We start from the raw sequence: 17,852 nt of genomic DNA, 5'->3' as shown, positions 1-17,852 counted from the left end.
CGCCCCCGACCCCCCTTTACCAACAAACCGTCGGCCGGGGCACCGCCCATCCCGCCCTGCCCAGCTGCGGGCAGTCGTGCCGCTGGGGCGGCACGGGTGGGCGCAGCGGCACCCCGCAAGCGCGGGCCGGCGACACCCACCCCGTCAGCAACCGCAGCCCTCAGGTCGTCGTACGACGCCTCCGCGCCCCCGGCCGCCGCTCACTCGGCCGCGTCACCGGGTCCCCGGCCTCGACCGCCGCCGCCCGCCGCTTCAGCCCGAAGTCGGCCAGGGCCTCCGCGAGCTTGTGCACGGACGGCTCCGGAGCCATCACGTCCACCCGCAGCCCGTGCTCCTCGGCGGTCTTCGCCGTCGCAGGCCCGATACACGCGATCACGGTCACGTTGTGCGGCTTACCGGCAATACCCACCAGGTTCCGCACGGTCGACGACGAAGTGAAGAGAACGGCATCGAAGCCACCCCCCTTGATCGCCTCCCGCGTCTCCGCCGGCGGCGGCGAGGCCCGCACGGTCCGGTAGGCGGTCACGTCGTCGACCTCCCACCCGAGCTCGATCAGCCCGGCGACAAGGGTCTCCGTGGCGATGTCCGCCCGCGGCAGGAACACCCGGTCGATCGGGTCGAAAACCGGGTCGTACGGCGGCCAGTCCTCCAACAACCCCGCCGCGGACTGCTCACCGCTCGGCACCAGATCCGGCTTCACACCGAACGCGATCAGCGCCTTCGCGGTCTGCTCACCCACCGCAGCCACCTTGATACCCGCAAAAGCCCGAGCATCAAGCCCGTACTCCTCGAACTTCTCGCGTACGGCCTTCACCGCGTTCACCGAGGTGAACGCGATCCACTCGTACCGCCCCGTCACCAGGCCCTTCACGGCCCGCTCCATCTGCTGGGGCGTGCGCGGCGGCTCGACGGCGATCGTCGGCACCTCGTGCGGCACGGCCCCGTACGACCGCAGCTGGTCGGAGAGCGAGGCCGCCTGCTCCTTCGTACGCGGCACGAGGACCCGCCACCCGAAGAGCGGCTTGTTCTCGAACCACGACAGCTGGTCGCGCTGGGCGGCGGCGGAACGCTCACCGACCACGGCTATCACCGGCCGCCCGCCCTCCGGCGAGGGCAGCACCTTGGCCTGCTTGAGGGTCTGGGCGATGGTGCCCAGGGTCGCCGTCCACGTCCGCTGACGAGTGGTCGTACCAGCGACCGTGACCGTCATCGGGGTGTCCGGCTTGCGGCCCGCGGCCACCAGCTCACCGGCCGCCGCCGCGACCGAGTCGAGGGTCGTCGACACGACGACCGTGCCGTCCGAGGCCCCCACCTCCGTCCAGCACCGGTCGGAGGCGGTCCGGGCGTCCACGAACCGCACGTCCGCGCCCTCGGCGTCCCGCAGCGGCACACCGGCGTAGGCGGGCACGCCGACCGCGGCCGCGACACCGGGAACCACCTCGAAAGGCACCCCGGCGCGGGCGCACGCCAGCATCTCCTCGGCGGCGTACGCGTCGAGCCCGGGGTCCCCGGACACCGCACGCACGACCCGCCTGCCGCCCCGCGCGGCCTCCATGACAAGATGTGCGGCATCCCTCACGGCGGGGACACCCGCGGTTGCTGACGAACCGTCAACAACCGTCAGCTGAGGCGCGCCTGTGCCCGGGATCGGGTCCGACGAGGACCCCGGTTCCGTGTTCACGACGGCGACGCCCGACCGGGCGTGGACGCGTACGACGTCGAGCACCTCGTGCTCGGCGACGAGGACGTCCGCGCTCGCCAGCGCCTCCACGGCGCGCAGAGTCAGTAGTCCCGGATCCCCGGGTCCGGCACCCAGGAAGGTGACGTGCCCGTGCTCAGGACCGGCGGCAGGAAGGGTGGTGGGGCTCACTGTGCTCGCTCCCCCATCAGACCGGCCGCGCCCTGGGCAAGCATCTCGGCCGCGAGTTCACGGCCGAGCGCCATTGCTTGGTCGTACGTCTCGGGCACGGGACCGGTGGTGGACAGCTGCACCGTACGAGAGCCGTCGGTGGTACCGACTATCCCCCGCAGGCGCATTTCCTTGACAACGTGCCCGTCGGCCAGCAGGTCGGCCAGCGCGCCCACAGGGGCACTGCAACCGGCCTCCAGGGCGGCGAGCAGCGACCGCTCGGCAGTCACGGCGGCCCGCGTGAACGGGTCGTCGAGCTCTCCGAGCGCGGCGATCAGGTCCGCGTTGTCCGCGGCGCATTCGATCGCGAGTGCTCCCTGGCCGGGAGCGGGCAAAACCGTGTCGACCGACAGGAAGTCGGTCACCTCTTCGATGCGCCCGATGCGGTTCAGCCCGGCCGCGGCCAGCACCACCGCATCCAGCTCACCGTCGTGCACGTACCGGATGCGCGTGTCCACGTTCCCGCGGATCGCCACCGTCTCGATGTCGAGGCCGTGGGCGCGTGCGTACGCGTTCAGCTGGGCCATGCGCCGCGGCGAGCCGGTACCGATCCGGGCCCCGCGGGGCAGGTCGGTGAACTTCAGCGCGTCGCGGGCGACGATGACGTCCCGCGGGTCCTCGCGCTGCGGGATCGCGGCGAGCGAGAGCTCCTCGGGCTGCGCGGTCGGCAGGTCCTTCAGCGAGTGCACGGCGAAGTCGACCTCGCCGCGCAGCAAGGCGTCCCGCAGCGCGGTGACGAACACACCCGTGCCACCGATCTGCGCGAGCTGCTCCCTGCTCACATCTCCATACGTGGTGATCTCGACGAGCTCGACGGGCCGCCCGGTCACCTGGCTCACGGCGTCCGCCACCTGCCCGGACTGGGCCATGGCGAGCTTGCTCCGCCTGGTCCCGAGCCGTAGCGCCTTCTCACTCATGCCGGCCCTCGGTCTTCCTCATTGGTGTTGCTGTCCTCGGCACGGGACACGGCGGCCACCGTCTCCTGGTCGAGGTCGAACAGGGTCCGCAGCGCGTCCGCGTACCCGGCACCGCCGGGCTCGGCCGCGAGCTGCTTGACCCGTACGGTCGGCGCGTGCAGCAGCTTGTCCACCACGCGCTTCACGGTCTGCGTGATCTCGCCGCGCTGCTTGTCGTCGAGCCCCGGGAGGCGCCCCTCAAGCCGGGCCATCTCCCCGGCCACCACATCGGCGGCCATGGTGCGCAGCGCGACGACGGTGGGCGTGATGTGCGCGGCCCGCAGCGCGGCCCCGAACGCGGCCACCTCGTCGGCGACGATCCGCCGCACCTGGTCCACGTCGGCGGCCATGGGTGCGTCGGCGGAAGCCTCCGCCAACGACTCGATGTCGACGAGCCGCACCCCGGGAATCCGATGCACGGCGGCGTCGATGTCACGGGGCATGGCGAGGTCGAGCAGGAAGAGCACCGGCTGCGGCCCCGCGGCGAGGGGCTCGGGCCGACGCCGCTCGGGAATCCGCCCACCGGCGGCCGCGGCAGCGGCAAGCGCGGCAATGGCCTCGGCCTCGTCGACGACGGACCCGGTCCCCTGCGGCCGAGGCGCGTTGTCGACCCAGGCAGCATGCTGCTCAAGCTCAGCAGCAGCCATCCCGGCAACGGCAGCTTCCCCGAGCACGGAGAAACCGGGCGTGGCCTGAACGGCGTTCAGATCAAGCGGACAGTTCTCGTCATCCGCAGAGCCTGCGGCATTCCGGTCCGCCATGCTGCGGCCGGCCTCATCCGCCCAGCTGCGGGCATTCGTGCCGCCTAGGGCGGCACGGGTGGGCGCAGGCGGCACCCCGCCCGCGCCGGGCTGCGCAACGCCCCCGCCCCCAGCCCCCACAACCGGCACCCGCCCAGCAACGGCCACGGAAACGGCCTCAGCCGTGAGCACCAGCCCCGTCGCGCCCGTACAAGACACCACAACATCGGCACGTGTCAGCTCGCCCGACACCGCATCCATCGGTACCGCGCGAGCCACCACGTCCCCGTTACCGGAGTCGGAGGAGGCACCGTCATTGAGGATCTCGACCAGCCGCGACGCCCGCTCCGCAGTCCGGTTGGCGATGACGACCTCACCCACCCCGGCCCGCACCAGCGTCGCCGCGGCCAGCGAGGACATCGACCCGGCCCCGATGACCAGCGCCTTCTTCCCCCGGGCCCAGTCCGCGACCTCACCACCGGGGGCGAGCTGCTCAAGCCCGAACGTCACCAGCGACTGCCCCGCCCGGTCGATCCCGGTCTCGGAGTGCGCCCGCTTGCCGACCCGAAGGGCCTGCTGGAAAAGATCGTTGAGCAGCCGCCCGGCGGTGTGCAGATCCTGCGCCTTGGCAAGGGAGTCCTTGATCTGCCCAAGGATCTGGCCTTCCCCCACCACCATGGAGTCGAGACCGCAGGCGACGGAGAACAGGTGGTGAACCGCCCGGTCCTCGTAGTGCACGTACAGATAAGGAGTGAGCTCCTCCAGCCCCACCCCGCTGTGCTGGGCGAGCAGCGTGGACAGCTCGGCGACACCGGCGTGGAACTTGTCGACGTCGGCGTACAGCTCGATGCGGTTGCAGGTGGCGAGCACCGCGGCCTCGGCGGCCGGCTCCGCGGCGACCGTGTCCTGGAGCAGCTTGATCTGGGCGTCGGCATTGAGCGCCGCCCGCTCCAGCACGCTGACCGGAGCGCTGCGGTGGCTCAGCCCTACGACGAGGAGACTCATGCCGGCATCACGGCGGGTACGTCCCCGTCAGGCCCTTTGTCGGCGGACTCGCTGCGCGCGGCGACGGCCGGAGCGCCCCCGTCGGTCCCGGCGGCGGCCTCCTCACCGGCCTTGCGCTGCTCATGGAAGGCGAGGATCTGGAGTTCGATCGACAGATCCACCTTGCGCACGTCGACCCCGTCCGGAACGGACAGCACGGTCGGCGCGAAGTTCAGGATGGAGGTGACACCGGCGGCGACGAGCCGGTCACAGACCGGCTGGGCGGCACCGGCGGGGGTCGCGATGACCCCGATGGAGACGCCGTTGTCCTCGATGATCTTCTCCAGATCATCGGAGTGCTGCACGGGGATGCCGGCGACGGGCTTCCCGGCCATCGCCGGGTCGGCGTCGATGAGGGCCGCGACCCGGAAGCCACGGGAGGCGAACCCGCCGTAATTGGCGAGGGCGGCGCCGAGGTTACCGATACCGACGATCACGACCGGCCAGTCCTGGGTGAGCCCGAGCTCACGGGAGATCTGGTAGACGAGATACTCGACGTCGTACCCGACACCACGCGTTCCGTAAGAACCGAGGTAAGAGAAATCCTTGCGCAGCTTCGCGGAGTTGACCCCCGCCGCGGCCGCGAGCTCCTCGGAGGAGACCGTGGGGACCGAGCGCTCCGACAGTGCGGTCAGCGCGCGGAGGTACAGCGGAAGCCTGGCGACGGTGGCCTCGGGAATCCCTCGGCTACGGGTCGCCGGTCGGTGAGTTCGGCCAGTTGCCACGGTGCTCCTGCGGGTAGAGCGGGGCTGCAGGCGGTCACACGTACCTAGACCGCCCCGTCGAATGCAGGCTATGTCTTTGTGAACGCGTGCACAAAGATGGTGTCCGATTTGCCCGGCCAACGTGACCGGGGTCACGCACTGCAGTCTCGGGGGCAAAACGGGTCACTCTCCTCACGAATCCCACCCCCAAGGCCAAGCCGCCAACGATCCTAAGCGAGTTTGCGGATCGTTTGGACTACTCGGTCAGTGCCCTGCGCAGTCGATCTTCGTTCACCCGCCAAAACGTGTGCTGTTCACCGTCGACGAGTACGACGGGAATCTGCTCCCAGTACTGGTCGTGCAGCGTCTGATCTGTGGAGATGTCCTTCTGCTCCCACGTCACACCGAGCTCGTCGCACACCTTCTCCACCACGAGTTGTGCGTCATCACACAGATGACAGCCCGGCTTGCGGATGAGAGTGACAAGCCGGTCCTGGGGCGCCGACGGCTTCCGGCGGAAGAGGGGACTCATACCGGCCATTGTCCCGCGCCCCTCCACCCGCCTGCGAGCAGTCCTTTAACGATGGAGTCGCGGAGAGTTCACACCCTCCAAACCTCTCGACTCCGGAACCACCGAACAAACTGGCTATGCTCACGCCATGGCCGCTCTCGGATGGCTCACTCCCCGTAGGCGCTCCGCCACGGCGCGGAGCGTGTTGGCAGGCGAGGCCTCGGCGGAGGCCGCGCGCAAGTCGTCGCAGGAGGTCGAGGAGACCTCAACCCCGGAGCCGGAGTTCCCGGTGCTCGGCGACGACAAGGCAGCCGCCTTCTTCGACCTCGACAACACGGTGATGCAGGGTGCGTCGCTGTTCCACTTCGGCCGGGGCCTGTACAAGCGGAAGTTCTTCGAGACCCGCGACCTCGCCAAGTTCGCCTGGCAGCAGGCCTGGTTCAGGCTGGCCGGCATCGAGGACCCCGAGCACATGCAGGAGGCCCGCGACTCGGCCCTCTCCATCGTCCAGGGCCACCGCGTCTCCGAGTTGATGTCCATCGGCGAGGAGATCTACGACGAGTACATGGCCGAGCGCATCTGGCCCGGCACCCGCGCCCTCGCGCAGGCCCACCTGGACGCGGGCCAGAAGGTGTGGCTCGTCACGGCGGCCCCCGTGGAGATCGCCCAGGTGATCGCCCGCCGCCTCGGCCTGACCGGTGCGCTCGGCACGGTCGCGGAGTCGGTGGACGGCGTCTACACCGGCAAGCTCGTCGGCGAACCCCTGCACGGCCCCGCAAAGGCGGAAGCGGTACGCGCGTTGGCCTCCGCGGAGGGCCTGGACCTCTCCCGCTGCGCCGCCTACAGCGACAGCCACAACGACATCCCCATGCTCTCCCTGGTCGGCCACCCCTACGCGATCAACCCGGACACAAAGCTACGCAAGCACGCCCGCCAACTGGACTGGCGTTTGCGCGATTACCGCACCGGCAGGAAGGCCGCGAAGGTGGGCATCCCGGCGGCGGCGGGCGTAGGCGCGGTGGCGGGCGGCACAGCAGCAGCGATCGCACTGCATCGCCGCCGCCGGTAAAGGCTTTTTGCTTTTAGGGGCGCGGGGAACTGCGCGACCAGCCCCCACGCACCCGCGCCCAAAACACAACCAATACCCCCCACCCCCTCCCTCCAGTCGTCTTGTCGGCACACGGCCACAACACGCCCCGCTCCTGACCGAAACCCGATCCAAAGCGATCAACAACCGGTCACTCTGCGGTACTTGAGAGGGCATCAATCGGTTACAGAAGCGACGTAATCGATGAATAGAGCAACTGGGTGTAGCAGTGCCTGCACGAAGCGTTATTCTCCTCAGACGCAATCCGGTACCCCTCCGTCGCTACGACGGGTGAACGGTCCCGCACTGCACGTGATGGAAGCTCTGCCTCTGGGAGTCCCGTGTACTCACACGTCGGGGTTGACGCCTCGGGCCTGGCTACGCTGCGCGCGACGGTCAACAACCTCATGCGCTTCGTCCCCACCGCGTACGCCGTCCCCGCCCTTGCCGTAGCCACCGCACCAACCGGCCCGTGCTACGCACTGGCCGAGAGCAGCGCGGCCGTCGGCAGAAGGGGACGCTCGGCCGGCGCCGCCACCACCGCCCGCCGTCCCGCCGCGGACAGCGACAGCGCCCGGATGATGGATCTCGTGGAGCGCGCCCAGGCCGGCGAGGCCGACGCGTTCGGACGGCTCTACGACCAGTACAGCGACACCGTCTACCGGTACATCTACTACCGCGTCGGCGGAAAGGCGACCGCCGAGGACCTCACCAGCGAGACGTTCCTGCGGGCGCTCAGAAGGATCGGCACCTTCACCTGGCAGGGCCGCGACTTCGGCGCGTGGCTCGTGACCATCGCCCGCAACCTCGTCGCCGACCACTTCAAGTCGAGCCGCTTCCGCCTGGAGGTGACCACCGGCGAGATGCTCGACGCCAACGAGGTGGAGCGCTCCCCGGAGGACTCGGTCCTGGAGTCCCTCTCCAACGCCGCGCTCCTGGACGCGGTCCGCCGCCTCAACCCGCAGCAGCAGGAGTGCGTGACGCTCCGCTTCCTCCAGGGCCTGTCCGTCGCCGAGACCGCGCGCGTGATGGGCAAGAACGAGGGCGCGATCAAGACCCTCCAGTACCGGGCCGTCCGCACCCTCGCCCGGCTCCTGCCGGAAGACGCCCGCTGATCCGAGCCCCGCTCGACCCCGCCCGGCCACGCTCCGCCACTATCCGCGACACCCAACTCACGGTCAGTTAAAGTCTGTTGACTTCGCGATCCGATCATCCGCAGTCCGTAACCCAAGTGCCGCGCCGCTCGTTGTGCGGGATGCAGGCTCCCTGTGGTCACTCCCTGGCCGACATCGATCACTCGATCGTGTGCATGTGGTCAGGGCGTGCAACCCTCAGGACCCCCTGGGGAGTCGACCGTCATGACGAGAGGAGGTGCCGCCAGTGATCGCGAACGTATCGGCGCACCGGCGGGCGAACGCCTTCGCCCAGGCCCTGGAGGACCAGTCCGACCGGGGCACGGCGGCCCAAGAGGCCGAAGGACCGGCGCCCGACCCGGCCGCCGCCGAACAGACCGAGCGGGGCCGCATGTTGGCCCTCGCGGAATGTCTCGGCGAGCTGCCGAAACCGGAGCTGGATCCCGAGGTCAAGGTCGTCCAGCGGGCCCAGCTGGTGGCAGCGTTCGAGGCCATGCTCCAAGAGGGCACCGTCGGAGGCGAGGCAGGCAGCGCTTCGGTGCCCGAGCAGCGCTCGCATCGCGCGCGGGGCGCCCACCGGGCGACCGGGCTGGGCAAACTGCGACCGCGTTCCCGGCTCACCAAGGGCCTCGCCGCCGGCGGGCTCAGTGTCGGGGTCGCCGCGGGAGCCTTCGGCGGAGTCGCAGCGGCCAGCTCGGACGCCCTCCCGGGCGACTCGCTCTACGGCCTCAAGCGCGGCATCGAGGACTTCAAGCTCAACTACCTGTCCGACGGGGACGACGAGCGCGGTGAGGCCTATCTCGACCAGGCCTCCACCCGGCTCAACGAGGCCCGCCGGCTGATGGACCGCGACCGCGGCGGCCGGCTGGACCACGAGTCGCTGGGCGAGATCCGCCGCGCGCTGTTCGGCATGCAGCACGACGCCACCGAAGGCCACCGCCTGCTGCACGAGGCGTACGAGCGCGACCCGGACTCCCTCGGCCCCATCCAGGCCCTCTCCTCCTTCTCGCGCTCGCACCGCGAGGTCTGGGGCGCGCTCCGCGACCGCCTCCCCGTGCAGCTGGGCGACGTCAGTCAGCAGGTGTCGTCGGTGTTCGACGCCATAGACGAAGAGGTCGCCCCGCTCCAGTCCCTGCTCCCCCAGCCCCCGGCCCAGGACGGCGGCGCGGGCAGCAGGCAGGGCGGTTCCGGTACGACGTCCACGGGTACCTCCGGCTCCGACCGCTCGGCGGCCCCGAGCAAGGGCAACGGCACCTCGGACGGCTCGGGCACCGGCTCCGGCAGCCCCAGCCACTCCGCCTCCTCCGGCACCGACGACGGCCTGCTCGGCGGCAACACCGGCGGCCTCCTGGACCCCCCGGAGACCGGCACCGGCGGCACCTCCACGCCGACGACAACCCCGTCCACCGAACCGGACGTCACCCTCCCGCCCCTCCTCCCGGGCCTCCTGCCCGGCCTGGGCATCGACGGAGAAGACGCGAGCTAGAAACGGCGGTACGACAGTGGGGGCGCCCTTCTCAGGAAGGGCGCCCCCACTGTCGTAGGACGAACTAGAAGAACACCGACCGGCGCTGCACTAGCAACTTGTACAGCGTGTGCTGGATCTGTTCGCGTACCTGGTCCGTGAGGTTGAACATCAGCATCGGGTCCTCCGCCGCCTCCGGCGGATAGCCGTCCGTGTGGATCGGCTCGCCGAACTGGATCGTCCACTTCGTCGGCAACGGGATCGCACCGAGCGGACCGAGCCACGGGAAGGTCGGCGTCAGCGGGAAGTACGGGAAGCCCAGGAGGCGCGCCAGGGTCTTGGCGTTGCCGATCATCGGGTAGATCTCCTCCGCGCCCACGATCGAGCACGGGATGATCGGGGCGCCCCGGCGCAGGGCCGTCGAGACGAAACCGCCGCGGCCGAAGCGCTGGAGCTTGTAGCGCTCGCTGAACGGCTTGCCGATGCCCTTGAAGCCCTCCGGCATCACCCCGACCAACTCGCCCTGGCCGAGGAGCCGTTCGGCGTCCTCCGCGCAGGCCAGGGTGTGACCGAGCTTGCGGGCCAGCTCGTTGACCACCGGCAGCATGAAGACCAGGTCCGCGGCCAGGAGGCGCAGGTGCCGGCCCGCCGGGTGGTTGTCGTGGACCGCGACCTGCATCATCAGGCCGTCCAGCGGCAGCGTCCCGGAGTGGTTGGCGACGATCAGCGCGCCGCCCTCCGCCGGGATGTTCTCGATGCCCTTCACCTCGACCCGGAAGTACTTCTCGTACACCGGCCGCAGCAGCGACATCAGGACCTGGTCGGTCAACTCCTCGTCGTAACCGAAGTCGTCGACGTCGTAGTCCCCGGTGAGACGGCGGCGCAGGAACGACAGCCCACCGGCGATACGCCGCTCGATGCCGCCCTGGTCCTGCGGCGCCTCCGGCGGCGGCTGTTCCTCACGCGTCACAGGGACATCATCCTGCGCCGACGCCCTGCCGGGCAGGGGTTGGACCTCACGGACCTCACGGACCAGCGACGACTCCTTGCGTCGGCTCCCCGCGCCGCGCCGCCGCGCCGGCCGCTGCACGGCGGCCCCACGGGACCTGTCGTCGTCGAACGGAATGACCTTGGCGTCCGCCATCGTTGATGCGCTCCTCAGTTGGCGCTCTGCGTCGGGGGGTGGCCGCCGCCCAGGGCGGGCAGCGCGGCGATCCGGTCGACGGCCCCCGCGAGGGCCTCCGGCGGCAGCAGCCCGGGGCCGCGGACCCGCGCGAAGTCCGCGAAGGTCTCCGCCGTCGTGTACTTCGGCTGGAATCCGAGCGTCTCCCGCATCTGGTCCGTGGACACGACCCGGCCATGGGTGAGCAGCCGGATCTGTTCGGGCGAGAAGTCCGTCACGCCCAGAGTACGGACCAGCGAGCCCGCCCACGTGACGGCGGGCAGCAGCAGCGGCACCGTCGGCCGCCCGAGCCGCCGCGAGCACTGCGAGAGCAGCAGCACCCCGTCGCCGGCGATGTTGAAGGTGCCGCTGTTGAGCGTGCCCCGCTCCGGTTCGTGCGAGGCGATCCGCAGCACCTCGATCACGTCGTCCTCATGGACGAACTGCAACCGCGGGTCGTACCCGAACACGGTCGGCAGGACTGGCAGCGAGAAGTACGAGGCGAGCGGCGTGTCCGCGCTCGGCCCGAGGATGTTCGCGAACCGCAGCACACAGACGGCGACATCGGGCCGCCGTCGCGCGAAGCCCCGTACATACCCCTCGACCTCGACGGCGTCCTTGGCGAACCCGCCGCTGGGCAGGGACTTGGGCGGGGTGGTCTCGGTGAAGACGGCCGGATCACGGGGCGCCGACCCGTACACGTTCGTACTGGACTTCACCACCAGCCGCTTGACCGTCGGCGACTTCTGACAGGCCCCGAGCAGCTGCATGGTGCCGATGACGTTGGTCTCCTTGACCGTGGTCCGGCTGCCACTGCCGAGCGCCATCGCCGTCACGTCCAGGTGTACGACCGTGTCGGCTGCCGTCTCGGCCAGCACCCTCGCGATGGTCGGCTGCCGGATGTCGGCCTGGATGAAGTCGGCACCGCCCAGATGGTGCTCGGGCGGCACGGCGTCCACGGCGATCACCCGGTCGACCTGTGGGTCACGCTGGATGCGTCGGACGAACCGGCCCCCCAGTTGACGGGCCACTCCGGTCACGAGCACGACCTTGCCCAAGATCAGCGCCTTCCTTCCAGCACTCGTCCCCCTGCACACCCTGCCGCGTTCCCCGTGTGCGGCCAACCTAGCGGGTCGATGTTGCGCTGTGATGACCACCCAATGCACGAAGTGACGACATCCACAGTCGTACGACCAGACCAGGCCATGTGAAGCGGTCGTGGGACTCGTGGATATGCGTGTGGCCCCCCACCGGGTGTGGTGGGGGGCCACATCACGCCGTCTGCGCGGCGCCGTACTACTTCTTGTTACGACGCTGAACGCGCGTGCGCTTGAGCAGCTTGCGGTGCTTCTTCTTCGCCATCCGCTTGCGCCGCTTCTTGATAACAGAGCCCACGACTACCCTCGCTCACTTCTCATCCACTCGGCGTTTGGGCGCCATGGGCCCACACGACCTACGAGGGGCTAGCCTACCCGCCCGAGCGCTGAGGTCGTAATCGAGGGGGAACGGGGGGTCCGGAACATGCCCTGAGGGATCCCCCCACCCCACAGTCATCAGGCGGTTTCCACCCCCACATAGCTCTCGCGAAGGTACTCGTGAACCGCTTGCTCGGGGACGCGGAAGGACCGCCCCACCCGGATCGCGGGCAGATGACCGCTGTGCACCAGCCGGTACACGGTCATCTTCGACACTCGCATCACCGAGGCGACTTCCGCCACGGTAAGGAACTGAACCTCGTTCAGAGGCCTCTCGCCAGCTGCAGCCATGACACACCTGAACCTTCCGCACTCGACGGCCACCGGCTTCCCCTTCCGGTGACTCTTCGTCGTTGCGTGCTCACTCCCCAATGTAGGGGCGGGTGATGCGAGTGGGGAAGAGGTGCACCCATCGGCGGCCTACTGTGACAGACACGCTCGATTGAGTACGTAGCGGGTAAGCGGCCGGTAGTAATCAGACCGCACAGCGTCATCAAGTGGAACGACTACGGACACGACCCCTTCGGCCTCCCCCACGAACAACGCGGGATCATCCGTGTCGGCCAGCCCAATGGCCTCAAACCCCAGCTGACCTGCCCCGCAGACCCACCCGTGATCCCCGATGACAAGCTCGGGCAGCCCCGCGCCCCGCTCCGCGGCGGCCGCCAGCACGGTCCGAACCGGGAGCGGCGAGTGGGTGTGCACGCCGGTCGCACGACCGGAGCTCAACCCGCCCGGTTCGCGTACCAGCGCGACTCCTCGTACGTAGTCAAGGTTGTACGTGCGTAGGCCGAACCGGGTCGTTATGTCGACACAGTGACCCTGCGCTGGGGTGAGGACGGTACATCCCGCCGCCGACAGCGCGTCCGCCAAGGCGGCGTAGAACCCGAGCAGTCGATGGGGGTGCCCGGTCCCGAGCAACACCGTGGCGCCACGCTCCGCTACAGCGGCGAGCCGAGCAGCGAAGGCGTCAAGCGCGGCGAGCGTCCGCTCAGGATCGATCACATCATGGCCAGTTGTATGCCCGGGATCGCCGGAAACCCCGCACTTATCGGCCATCAAAGCGATCAAATCCCGCTGCTCCCAAGCCCACTCCGGGTCAAGCCCGATCAACACCCGAGGATCCCGAGCAGCGAAAAGCCGATAACTCCGCAGACTCTCCTCCCGAGAGGTAGCCACGGTCCCGGCCAGCCGAGCGGCCAACAGATGAGCGCGCAGCGCGCCGGTGCTCAACACGGGAGCGATGCTGACGGATCCCCCCACAGAACAACATGCGAACAGCAAAACACCGCACAGTTGGCGTAACGCCACCCACGTCTCCGCCCTGGCCGCGGACAGTCGTGCCGCTGCTTGGTACGGGGCTGCGGGCAGTCGTGCCGCTGCTTGGTACGGGGCTGCGGACAGTCGTGCCACTGTTGCCCGCGTAGCTGCGGGCAGTCACGCCACTGAGGCGGCGCCCACCCAAGCAGCAGCACCGACTGGCCGCCTACCAAGCTGCGGGCAGTCGTGCCGCTGAGGCGGCGCCCACCCAAGCAGCAGCACCGGCTGGCTGCCTACCCTAGCCGCGGCACCGCCTCACGCCGCAGCTGCGGGCAGTCGTGCCGCTGGGGCGGCACGGGTGGGCGCAGCGGCACCCCGCCGGCGCGGGCGAGCGAAACCCACCCCCGCCCAGCACCGACGCCGGGCACCCGCACAGCCCCGCCCAGCCCAGCAGCCTTACGCCAACAACCCCCGCAACGGAAACACCGCCCGCCGAGTAGCCAGCACCGCCTGATCCAGCCGGTCAGCCGGGTCGTACCCCGCCTCCCACTCGGCCCAAGACACCGGCCACCGCCCATCAGTCATCCGCATAGGCCCCAACTGCCGCGTCCGAGCGAACACTTCCTGCCGCCAACTCTCAGGAATCACACTCTCCGGCGCCAACTCCCGCCCCGCAGCAATCCCCACCAGATGCGTCCACGACCGAGGCACGACGTCCACGACCGCATACCCACCCCCACCCAACGCGACCCACCGCCCGTCGGCGTACGAGTGCGCCAGCTCATGACACGCCACCTGCACAGCCCGCTGCGCATCCAACGACACCGCGAGATGAGCCAACGGATCCTCGAAGTGCGTATCCGCCCCGTGCTGCGTCACCAACACCTGCGGCCGAAAATCGGCAAGCAGCTCCGGCACCACCGCATGGAACGCCCGCAACCACCCCGCATCCCCGGTCCCCGCAGGCAACGCCACATTCACCGCGCTCCCCTCGGCCGAGTCCGCCCCCGTCTCCTCAGCCCACCCGGTCTGCGGAAACAAGGTCCGAGGATGCTCGTGCAGCGAGATCGTCAGAACCCGCGGATCCTCCCAGAACGCCGCCTGCACCCCGTCCCCGTGATGCACATCGACATCCACGTACGCGACCCGCTCGGCCCCGAGCTCCAGCAACCGCGCGATCGCCAACGACGCGTCGTTGTAGATGCAGAACCCCGACGCACCCCCCGGCATCGCATGATGCAACCCACCCGCGAAGTTCACCGCGTGCAGCGCGTCCCCGTGCCACACCGCCTCCGCCGCCCCCACCGACTGCCCGGCGATCATCGCGGACACCTCGTGCATCCCGGCGAAGGCGGGATCGTCCAGCGTCCCGATCCCGTACGCCCCGTCCGCCGCCCCGGGATTCTCCGACGCCGCCTTCACGGCCTCGATGTAGTCCTCCCGGTGCACCAGCCGCAACGTCGACTCCCCGGCCGGCTTGGCCGCCACGACGTCCACGTACCGGTCCAGCCCGAAGGCACTCACCAGGCTCCGGGTCAGGGCAAGCCGGACCGGATCCATCGGATGCTCCGGACCGAAGTCATAGCCCGTTACTGCCTCGTCCCACATCAGCTGTGCGCGGCCGCTCATGCCCGCCACCGTATCGGTCCGGTTGAGCGGCGAACGACCGGGCGTACACAAGCGTCACCAGCACCAACACCATCGGCACCAGCATCGCCCCGCGATAGCTCCAGGCGTCACCGAGCGCCCCCACCAACGGCGAACCGATCAAAAACCCCACATAGTTGAAGACATTGAGCCGCGCGACAGCCGCATCGGACGCCCCCGGGAACAACCGCCCGGCCGCCGCGAAGGTCTGCGGCACCAGCACACACAGCCCCAACCCCAGCAGCGTGAACCCGAGCATCCCCACCCACGCCCCGGGCGCCGAAGCCACCACCGCGAACCCGAGCGCGGCCACCACCGCCCCTACCCGCACCACCGTCACGGCCCCGAACCGCCGCACCCCGAAGTCCCCGAGCCCCCGCCCGATCAAGGTGGTGACCATGTAGACGTTGTACGGCACGGTCGCGAGCTGCTCACTGCTCCCGAGCACGTCCTCCAGATACTTCGCACTCCAGTTGGAGACGGTCGAGTCCCCGATGTACGCGAACGTCATCACCAGACACAGTGGCAGCAACGCCTTGAAGACCACACCCCCACCGGCCGAAGCCTCTCCGCCCGCCACCGGCTCGTCGGCGGCGCCGCCATCGACGTACCACCGACTCCCGACGAACGCGGCCGGCAGCAGCACGGCCACCACCGGCAGATACGACACGAACAGCGCCAGATCCCAGTGCGCCCCCACCCACGCCAGCGACGCCCCCACGATCCCGCCGAGACTGAACACGGCATGGAAGCTGAGCATGATGCTCCGCCCGTACGCCCGCTGCAGACTGACCCCGAGCATGTTCATCGAGGCGTCCAGCGCACCCACGGCCAGCCCGAACGCGGCCAGCGCGACCGCGAGCTCGACCGTCGCGTCCCCCGCCCCCACCCCGAGCAGCGCCAGCAGCACCACCGGCTGGGCCCACCGCAGCAGCCGGCTCGGCGGTATTCGCTTGACCAGCTTCTCGGTGGTCACGCTCCCGACCCCGGCCAGCACCGGCACCGCGGCCAGGAAGGCCGGCAGCAACGCGTCGGAGACCCCGTACCGGTCCTGGATCGCCGGAATCCGCGTCACGAGCAGAGCGAAGGCCGCCCCTTGCGCGAAGAAGCTGAACGCCAACGAGGCCCTACCGCGCCGCAGCACATCTGTCATGGCGGCGAGCGTAGGGCCCCGGACTACCCGTGGGTAGATCCAGCCAAAGATGAATTTCCCTCAGCTTTGATCCGTGCTGGTCCAGGAAGGTCTTGGCCTACGACGATGAGGTCAGGCGGCGACGGCGACCTGGGCCTTCATGCCCTCCTCGGCCGCCTCGACCTCGTGGACGATCATCCGCTCCATGGGCCCGGCGGCCAGCGCCCCACCCGCCACGATCCCGACCCCGATCGCACCGACCATGACGACCGAGCCCAGCCACACCATGGTGTCCACGGGCACGGTGTACGCCCCCACGATCCGCACCACACACTCCGCGAGCAGCACCACACCCCACACCACCGAGAACACCCGCTCGGCCCGCAGGAAGTCCGCGGACCCGACCGCGCCGCCACCCAGCAACCGCTCCCAGGCCGCGTGCCTGGCCACGTCCGCCTTGACCAGGAAGGGCTTGAGAGCGGCCGTCATCATGGGCCGCCCCAGCACCACCGACGCCAGAATCCCGATCCCGATCGTGCTGCTCACCGCACTGTCCTTGGCGAGCATCAGCCGCGGGTCCCCGGAGACGAAGCTGAGCAGCAGCGACACCAGGTTCACGACCAGGATCAGCCCGGCGAGCCCGTTGGCCTTCCGCTCCCTGACGACCGCCCACACGGTCCGCACGGCCGGCACGACACTGCTCCAGGCGAGCGCCGCGAAGGTGCTCATCCCGAAGGCCTCCCGGAAGAGGTAGTACGACCCGACGGGCACCGCCACGTCCAGGAGCAGGGGGCGGAACGGGTTCTGCGGCTGGTTCTGGGCCTTGTTCACACTCGTCGTCGTCATGCCCTCAGCTTCTCGTCCACCGGGGGTCCCTCAGTAGAAACGATCGTCCGGAGCTGGGCGTGACAAATGTCAGGCCGACGACGATGCCCAGGATCACATCAGCAGGTCAGCCAACTCGCCCATGTCGGAGAAGAGTTGAGTGGCCCCGGCAAGCCGGTCGGCAGGCGTCATGGCGGTGAACCCGTATACGTCCATCCCGGCCGCGACAGCCGCCTGCACCCCCAGCGGACTGTCCTCGACGACCACACACCGCGCCGGTGCCACCCCCATCCGCTCGGCGGCGTAGAGGAACAGATCCGGCGCCGGCTTCCCCCGCCCCACATCCTGCGAACTGAAGACCCGCGACTCCTCGAACCACCGGTCCAGCCCGGTCGTAAGATGCCCCACCCGAATCCGCTCATGACTCCCGGACGAGGCCACGCAGTACGGCACCCCGGCACCGGCCAACCTCTCCAGCACGTCCACCGCCCCACCCACGGGCTTCAACTCCCGCTCGAACGCCTCAAAAACCCGCCGATGAAAGACGTCGTCGAACTCGTCCGGCAGCCGCTCCCCCGTGCGCTCCAGCACCAGATCATGAATCCGATGCATCGCGGACCCCATGTAGTCCCGGATGGAGTCCTCGTACGAGGTCGGGTGCCCGAGCTCCGTCAGATAGGCGGCCAGCAACCGATTGGAGATCGGTTCGCTGTCCACGAGGACACCGTCATTGTCGAAGATCACCAAGTCATAGCGCATAGCCCAGAGCCTAAACGCAGAAAACCCCGCACCGAACCGGTGC

At 69.6% G+C, this 17,852-nt stretch carries 17 protein-coding genes; 3 read left to right on the top strand and 14 right to left on the bottom strand.

Annotated features, from left to right (window positions below):
* Positions 1-160 precede the first annotated feature (160 nt).
* From IQ210_RS38785 to IQ210_RS38765, 5 genes are all read right to left on the bottom strand, one after another.
* Positions 161-1,870 (bottom strand): bifunctional uroporphyrinogen-III C-methyltransferase/uroporphyrinogen-III synthase, encoded by a 1,710-nt coding sequence (locus tag IQ210_RS38785; RefSeq protein ID WP_194083964.1) that lies wholly within the window; start codon positions 1,868-1,870, stop codon positions 161-163.
* Positions 1,867-2,826: a hydroxymethylbilane synthase gene (gene hemC / locus IQ210_RS38780; protein WP_194083963.1), complete on the bottom strand. Its 960-nt coding sequence runs from the start codon at positions 2,824-2,826 to the stop codon at positions 1,867-1,869. The genes IQ210_RS38785 and hemC overlap by 4 nt, the downstream gene beginning before the upstream one ends.
* On the bottom strand, positions 2,823-4,610 hold the full coding sequence (locus IQ210_RS38775) for a glutamyl-tRNA reductase (protein ID WP_194083962.1): 1,788 nt from the start codon (positions 4,608-4,610) through the stop codon (positions 2,823-2,825). Before IQ210_RS38775 ends, hemC begins: the two co-directional genes overlap by 4 nt.
* Complete coding sequence (locus IQ210_RS38770) at positions 4,607-5,374, bottom strand: redox-sensing transcriptional repressor Rex (protein ID WP_194083961.1); 768 nt, start codon at positions 5,372-5,374, stop codon at positions 4,607-4,609. Before IQ210_RS38770 ends, IQ210_RS38775 begins: the two co-directional genes overlap by 4 nt.
* Before the next feature lie 235 nt (positions 5,375-5,609).
* On the bottom strand, positions 5,610-5,894 hold the full coding sequence (locus IQ210_RS38765; protein ID WP_194083960.1) for a glutaredoxin family protein: 285 nt from the start codon (positions 5,892-5,894) through the stop codon (positions 5,610-5,612).
* A gap of 118 nt (positions 5,895-6,012) precedes the next feature.
* Here IQ210_RS38765 and IQ210_RS38760 point away from each other — a divergent pair, with 118 nt between their 5' ends.
* From IQ210_RS38760 to IQ210_RS38750, 3 genes are all read left to right on the top strand, one after another.
* Positions 6,013-6,933: an HAD family hydrolase gene (locus tag IQ210_RS38760; RefSeq protein WP_194083959.1), complete on the top strand. Its 921-nt coding sequence runs from the start codon at positions 6,013-6,015 to the stop codon at positions 6,931-6,933.
* 359 nt (positions 6,934-7,292) lie between these two features.
* Positions 7,293-8,066 (top strand): ECF subfamily RNA polymerase sigma factor, BldN family, encoded by a 774-nt coding sequence (locus tag IQ210_RS38755; RefSeq protein ID WP_097267351.1) that lies wholly within the window; start codon positions 7,293-7,295, stop codon positions 8,064-8,066.
* Between the two features lie 265 nt (positions 8,067-8,331).
* Complete coding sequence (locus IQ210_RS38750; RefSeq protein WP_194083958.1) at positions 8,332-9,570, top strand: DUF5667 domain-containing protein; 1,239 nt, start codon at positions 8,332-8,334, stop codon at positions 9,568-9,570.
* 64 nt (positions 9,571-9,634) lie between these two features.
* Here IQ210_RS38750 and IQ210_RS38745 read toward each other — a convergent pair whose 3' ends face one another.
* The 9 genes from IQ210_RS38745 to IQ210_RS38705 form a co-directional block, all read right to left on the bottom strand.
* Positions 9,635-10,693 (bottom strand): lysophospholipid acyltransferase family protein, encoded by a 1,059-nt coding sequence (locus tag IQ210_RS38745; RefSeq protein ID WP_194083957.1) that lies wholly within the window; start codon positions 10,691-10,693, stop codon positions 9,635-9,637.
* Positions 10,694-10,707: 14 nt separating this feature from the next.
* Positions 10,708-11,769, bottom strand: a complete 1,062-nt coding sequence (locus tag IQ210_RS38740; RefSeq protein WP_194083956.1) for an NAD-dependent epimerase/dehydratase family protein — start codon at positions 11,767-11,769, stop codon at positions 10,708-10,710.
* A gap of 238 nt (positions 11,770-12,007) precedes the next feature.
* A complete protein-coding gene (locus tag IQ210_RS38735) occupies positions 12,008-12,106 on the bottom strand; it encodes a 30S ribosomal protein bS22 (protein ID WP_003948845.1) in 99 nt (32 codons plus the stop codon).
* Between the two features lie 158 nt (positions 12,107-12,264).
* Entirely contained in the window at positions 12,265-12,477 is a 213-nt protein-coding gene (locus IQ210_RS38730) for a helix-turn-helix domain-containing protein (RefSeq protein WP_004984898.1), read from the bottom strand.
* Between the two features lie 129 nt (positions 12,478-12,606).
* Positions 12,607-13,422, bottom strand: a complete 816-nt coding sequence (locus IQ210_RS38725) for a phosphatase (protein WP_194083955.1) — start codon at positions 13,420-13,422, stop codon at positions 12,607-12,609.
* A 480-nt stretch (positions 13,423-13,902) separates the two neighbouring features.
* Positions 13,903-15,075 carry an acetoin utilization protein AcuC gene (locus IQ210_RS38720; protein WP_194083954.1) on the bottom strand — a complete coding sequence of 391 codons (1,173 nt, stop codon included), beginning with the start codon at positions 15,073-15,075 and terminating at the stop codon, positions 13,903-13,905.
* Positions 15,026-16,246 carry an MFS transporter gene (locus tag IQ210_RS38715; RefSeq protein WP_194083953.1) on the bottom strand — a complete coding sequence of 407 codons (1,221 nt, stop codon included), beginning with the start codon at positions 16,244-16,246 and terminating at the stop codon, positions 15,026-15,028. The genes IQ210_RS38720 and IQ210_RS38715 overlap by 50 nt, the downstream gene beginning before the upstream one ends.
* A gap of 111 nt (positions 16,247-16,357) precedes the next feature.
* Positions 16,358-17,071, bottom strand: a complete 714-nt coding sequence (locus IQ210_RS38710; RefSeq protein WP_194083952.1) for a VC0807 family protein — start codon at positions 17,069-17,071, stop codon at positions 16,358-16,360.
* Positions 17,072-17,164: 93 nt separating this feature from the next.
* Positions 17,165-17,809 (bottom strand): HAD family hydrolase, encoded by a 645-nt coding sequence (locus IQ210_RS38705; protein WP_194083951.1) that lies wholly within the window; start codon positions 17,807-17,809, stop codon positions 17,165-17,167.
* Between the last annotated feature and the right edge of the window lie 43 nt (positions 17,810-17,852).

The sequence above is a fragment of the Streptomyces justiciae genome, assembly GCF_015163075.1.
Taxonomy (GTDB): Bacteria; Actinomycetota; Actinomycetes; order Streptomycetales; family Streptomycetaceae; genus Streptomyces; species Streptomyces justiciae.
Note: the sequence above shows the minus strand (reverse complement) of the source record. Positions and strands in the feature narration are given on the sequence as shown.

Coding starts and splice junctions, on each gene's coding strand:
- IQ210_RS38775 (WP_194083962.1), bottom strand. CDS start 4,610: ATGAGTCTCCTCGTCGTAGGGCTGAGCCACCGCAGCGCTCCGGTCAGC.
- IQ210_RS38745 (WP_194083957.1), bottom strand. CDS start 10,693: ATGGCGGACGCCAAGGTCATTCCGTTCGACGACGACAGGTCCCGTGGG.
- IQ210_RS38760 (WP_194083959.1), top strand. CDS start 6,013: ATGGCCGCTCTCGGATGGCTCACTCCCCGTAGGCGCTCCGCCACGGCG.
- IQ210_RS38765 (WP_194083960.1), bottom strand. CDS start 5,894: ATGGCCGGTATGAGTCCCCTCTTCCGCCGGAAGCCGTCGGCGCCCCAG.
- IQ210_RS38720 (WP_194083954.1), bottom strand. CDS start 15,075: ATGAGCGGCCGCGCACAGCTGATGTGGGACGAGGCAGTAACGGGCTAT.
- IQ210_RS38705 (WP_194083951.1), bottom strand. CDS start 17,809: ATGCGCTATGACTTGGTGATCTTCGACAATGACGGTGTCCTCGTGGAC.
- IQ210_RS38730 (WP_004984898.1), bottom strand. CDS start 12,477: ATGGCTGCAGCTGGCGAGAGGCCTCTGAACGAGGTTCAGTTCCTTACC.
- IQ210_RS38715 (WP_194083953.1), bottom strand. CDS start 16,246: ATGACAGATGTGCTGCGGCGCGGTAGGGCCTCGTTGGCGTTCAGCTTC.
- IQ210_RS38710 (WP_194083952.1), bottom strand. CDS start 17,071: ATGACGACGACGAGTGTGAACAAGGCCCAGAACCAGCCGCAGAACCCG.
- hemC (WP_194083963.1), bottom strand. CDS start 2,826: ATGAGTGAGAAGGCGCTACGGCTCGGGACCAGGCGGAGCAAGCTCGCC.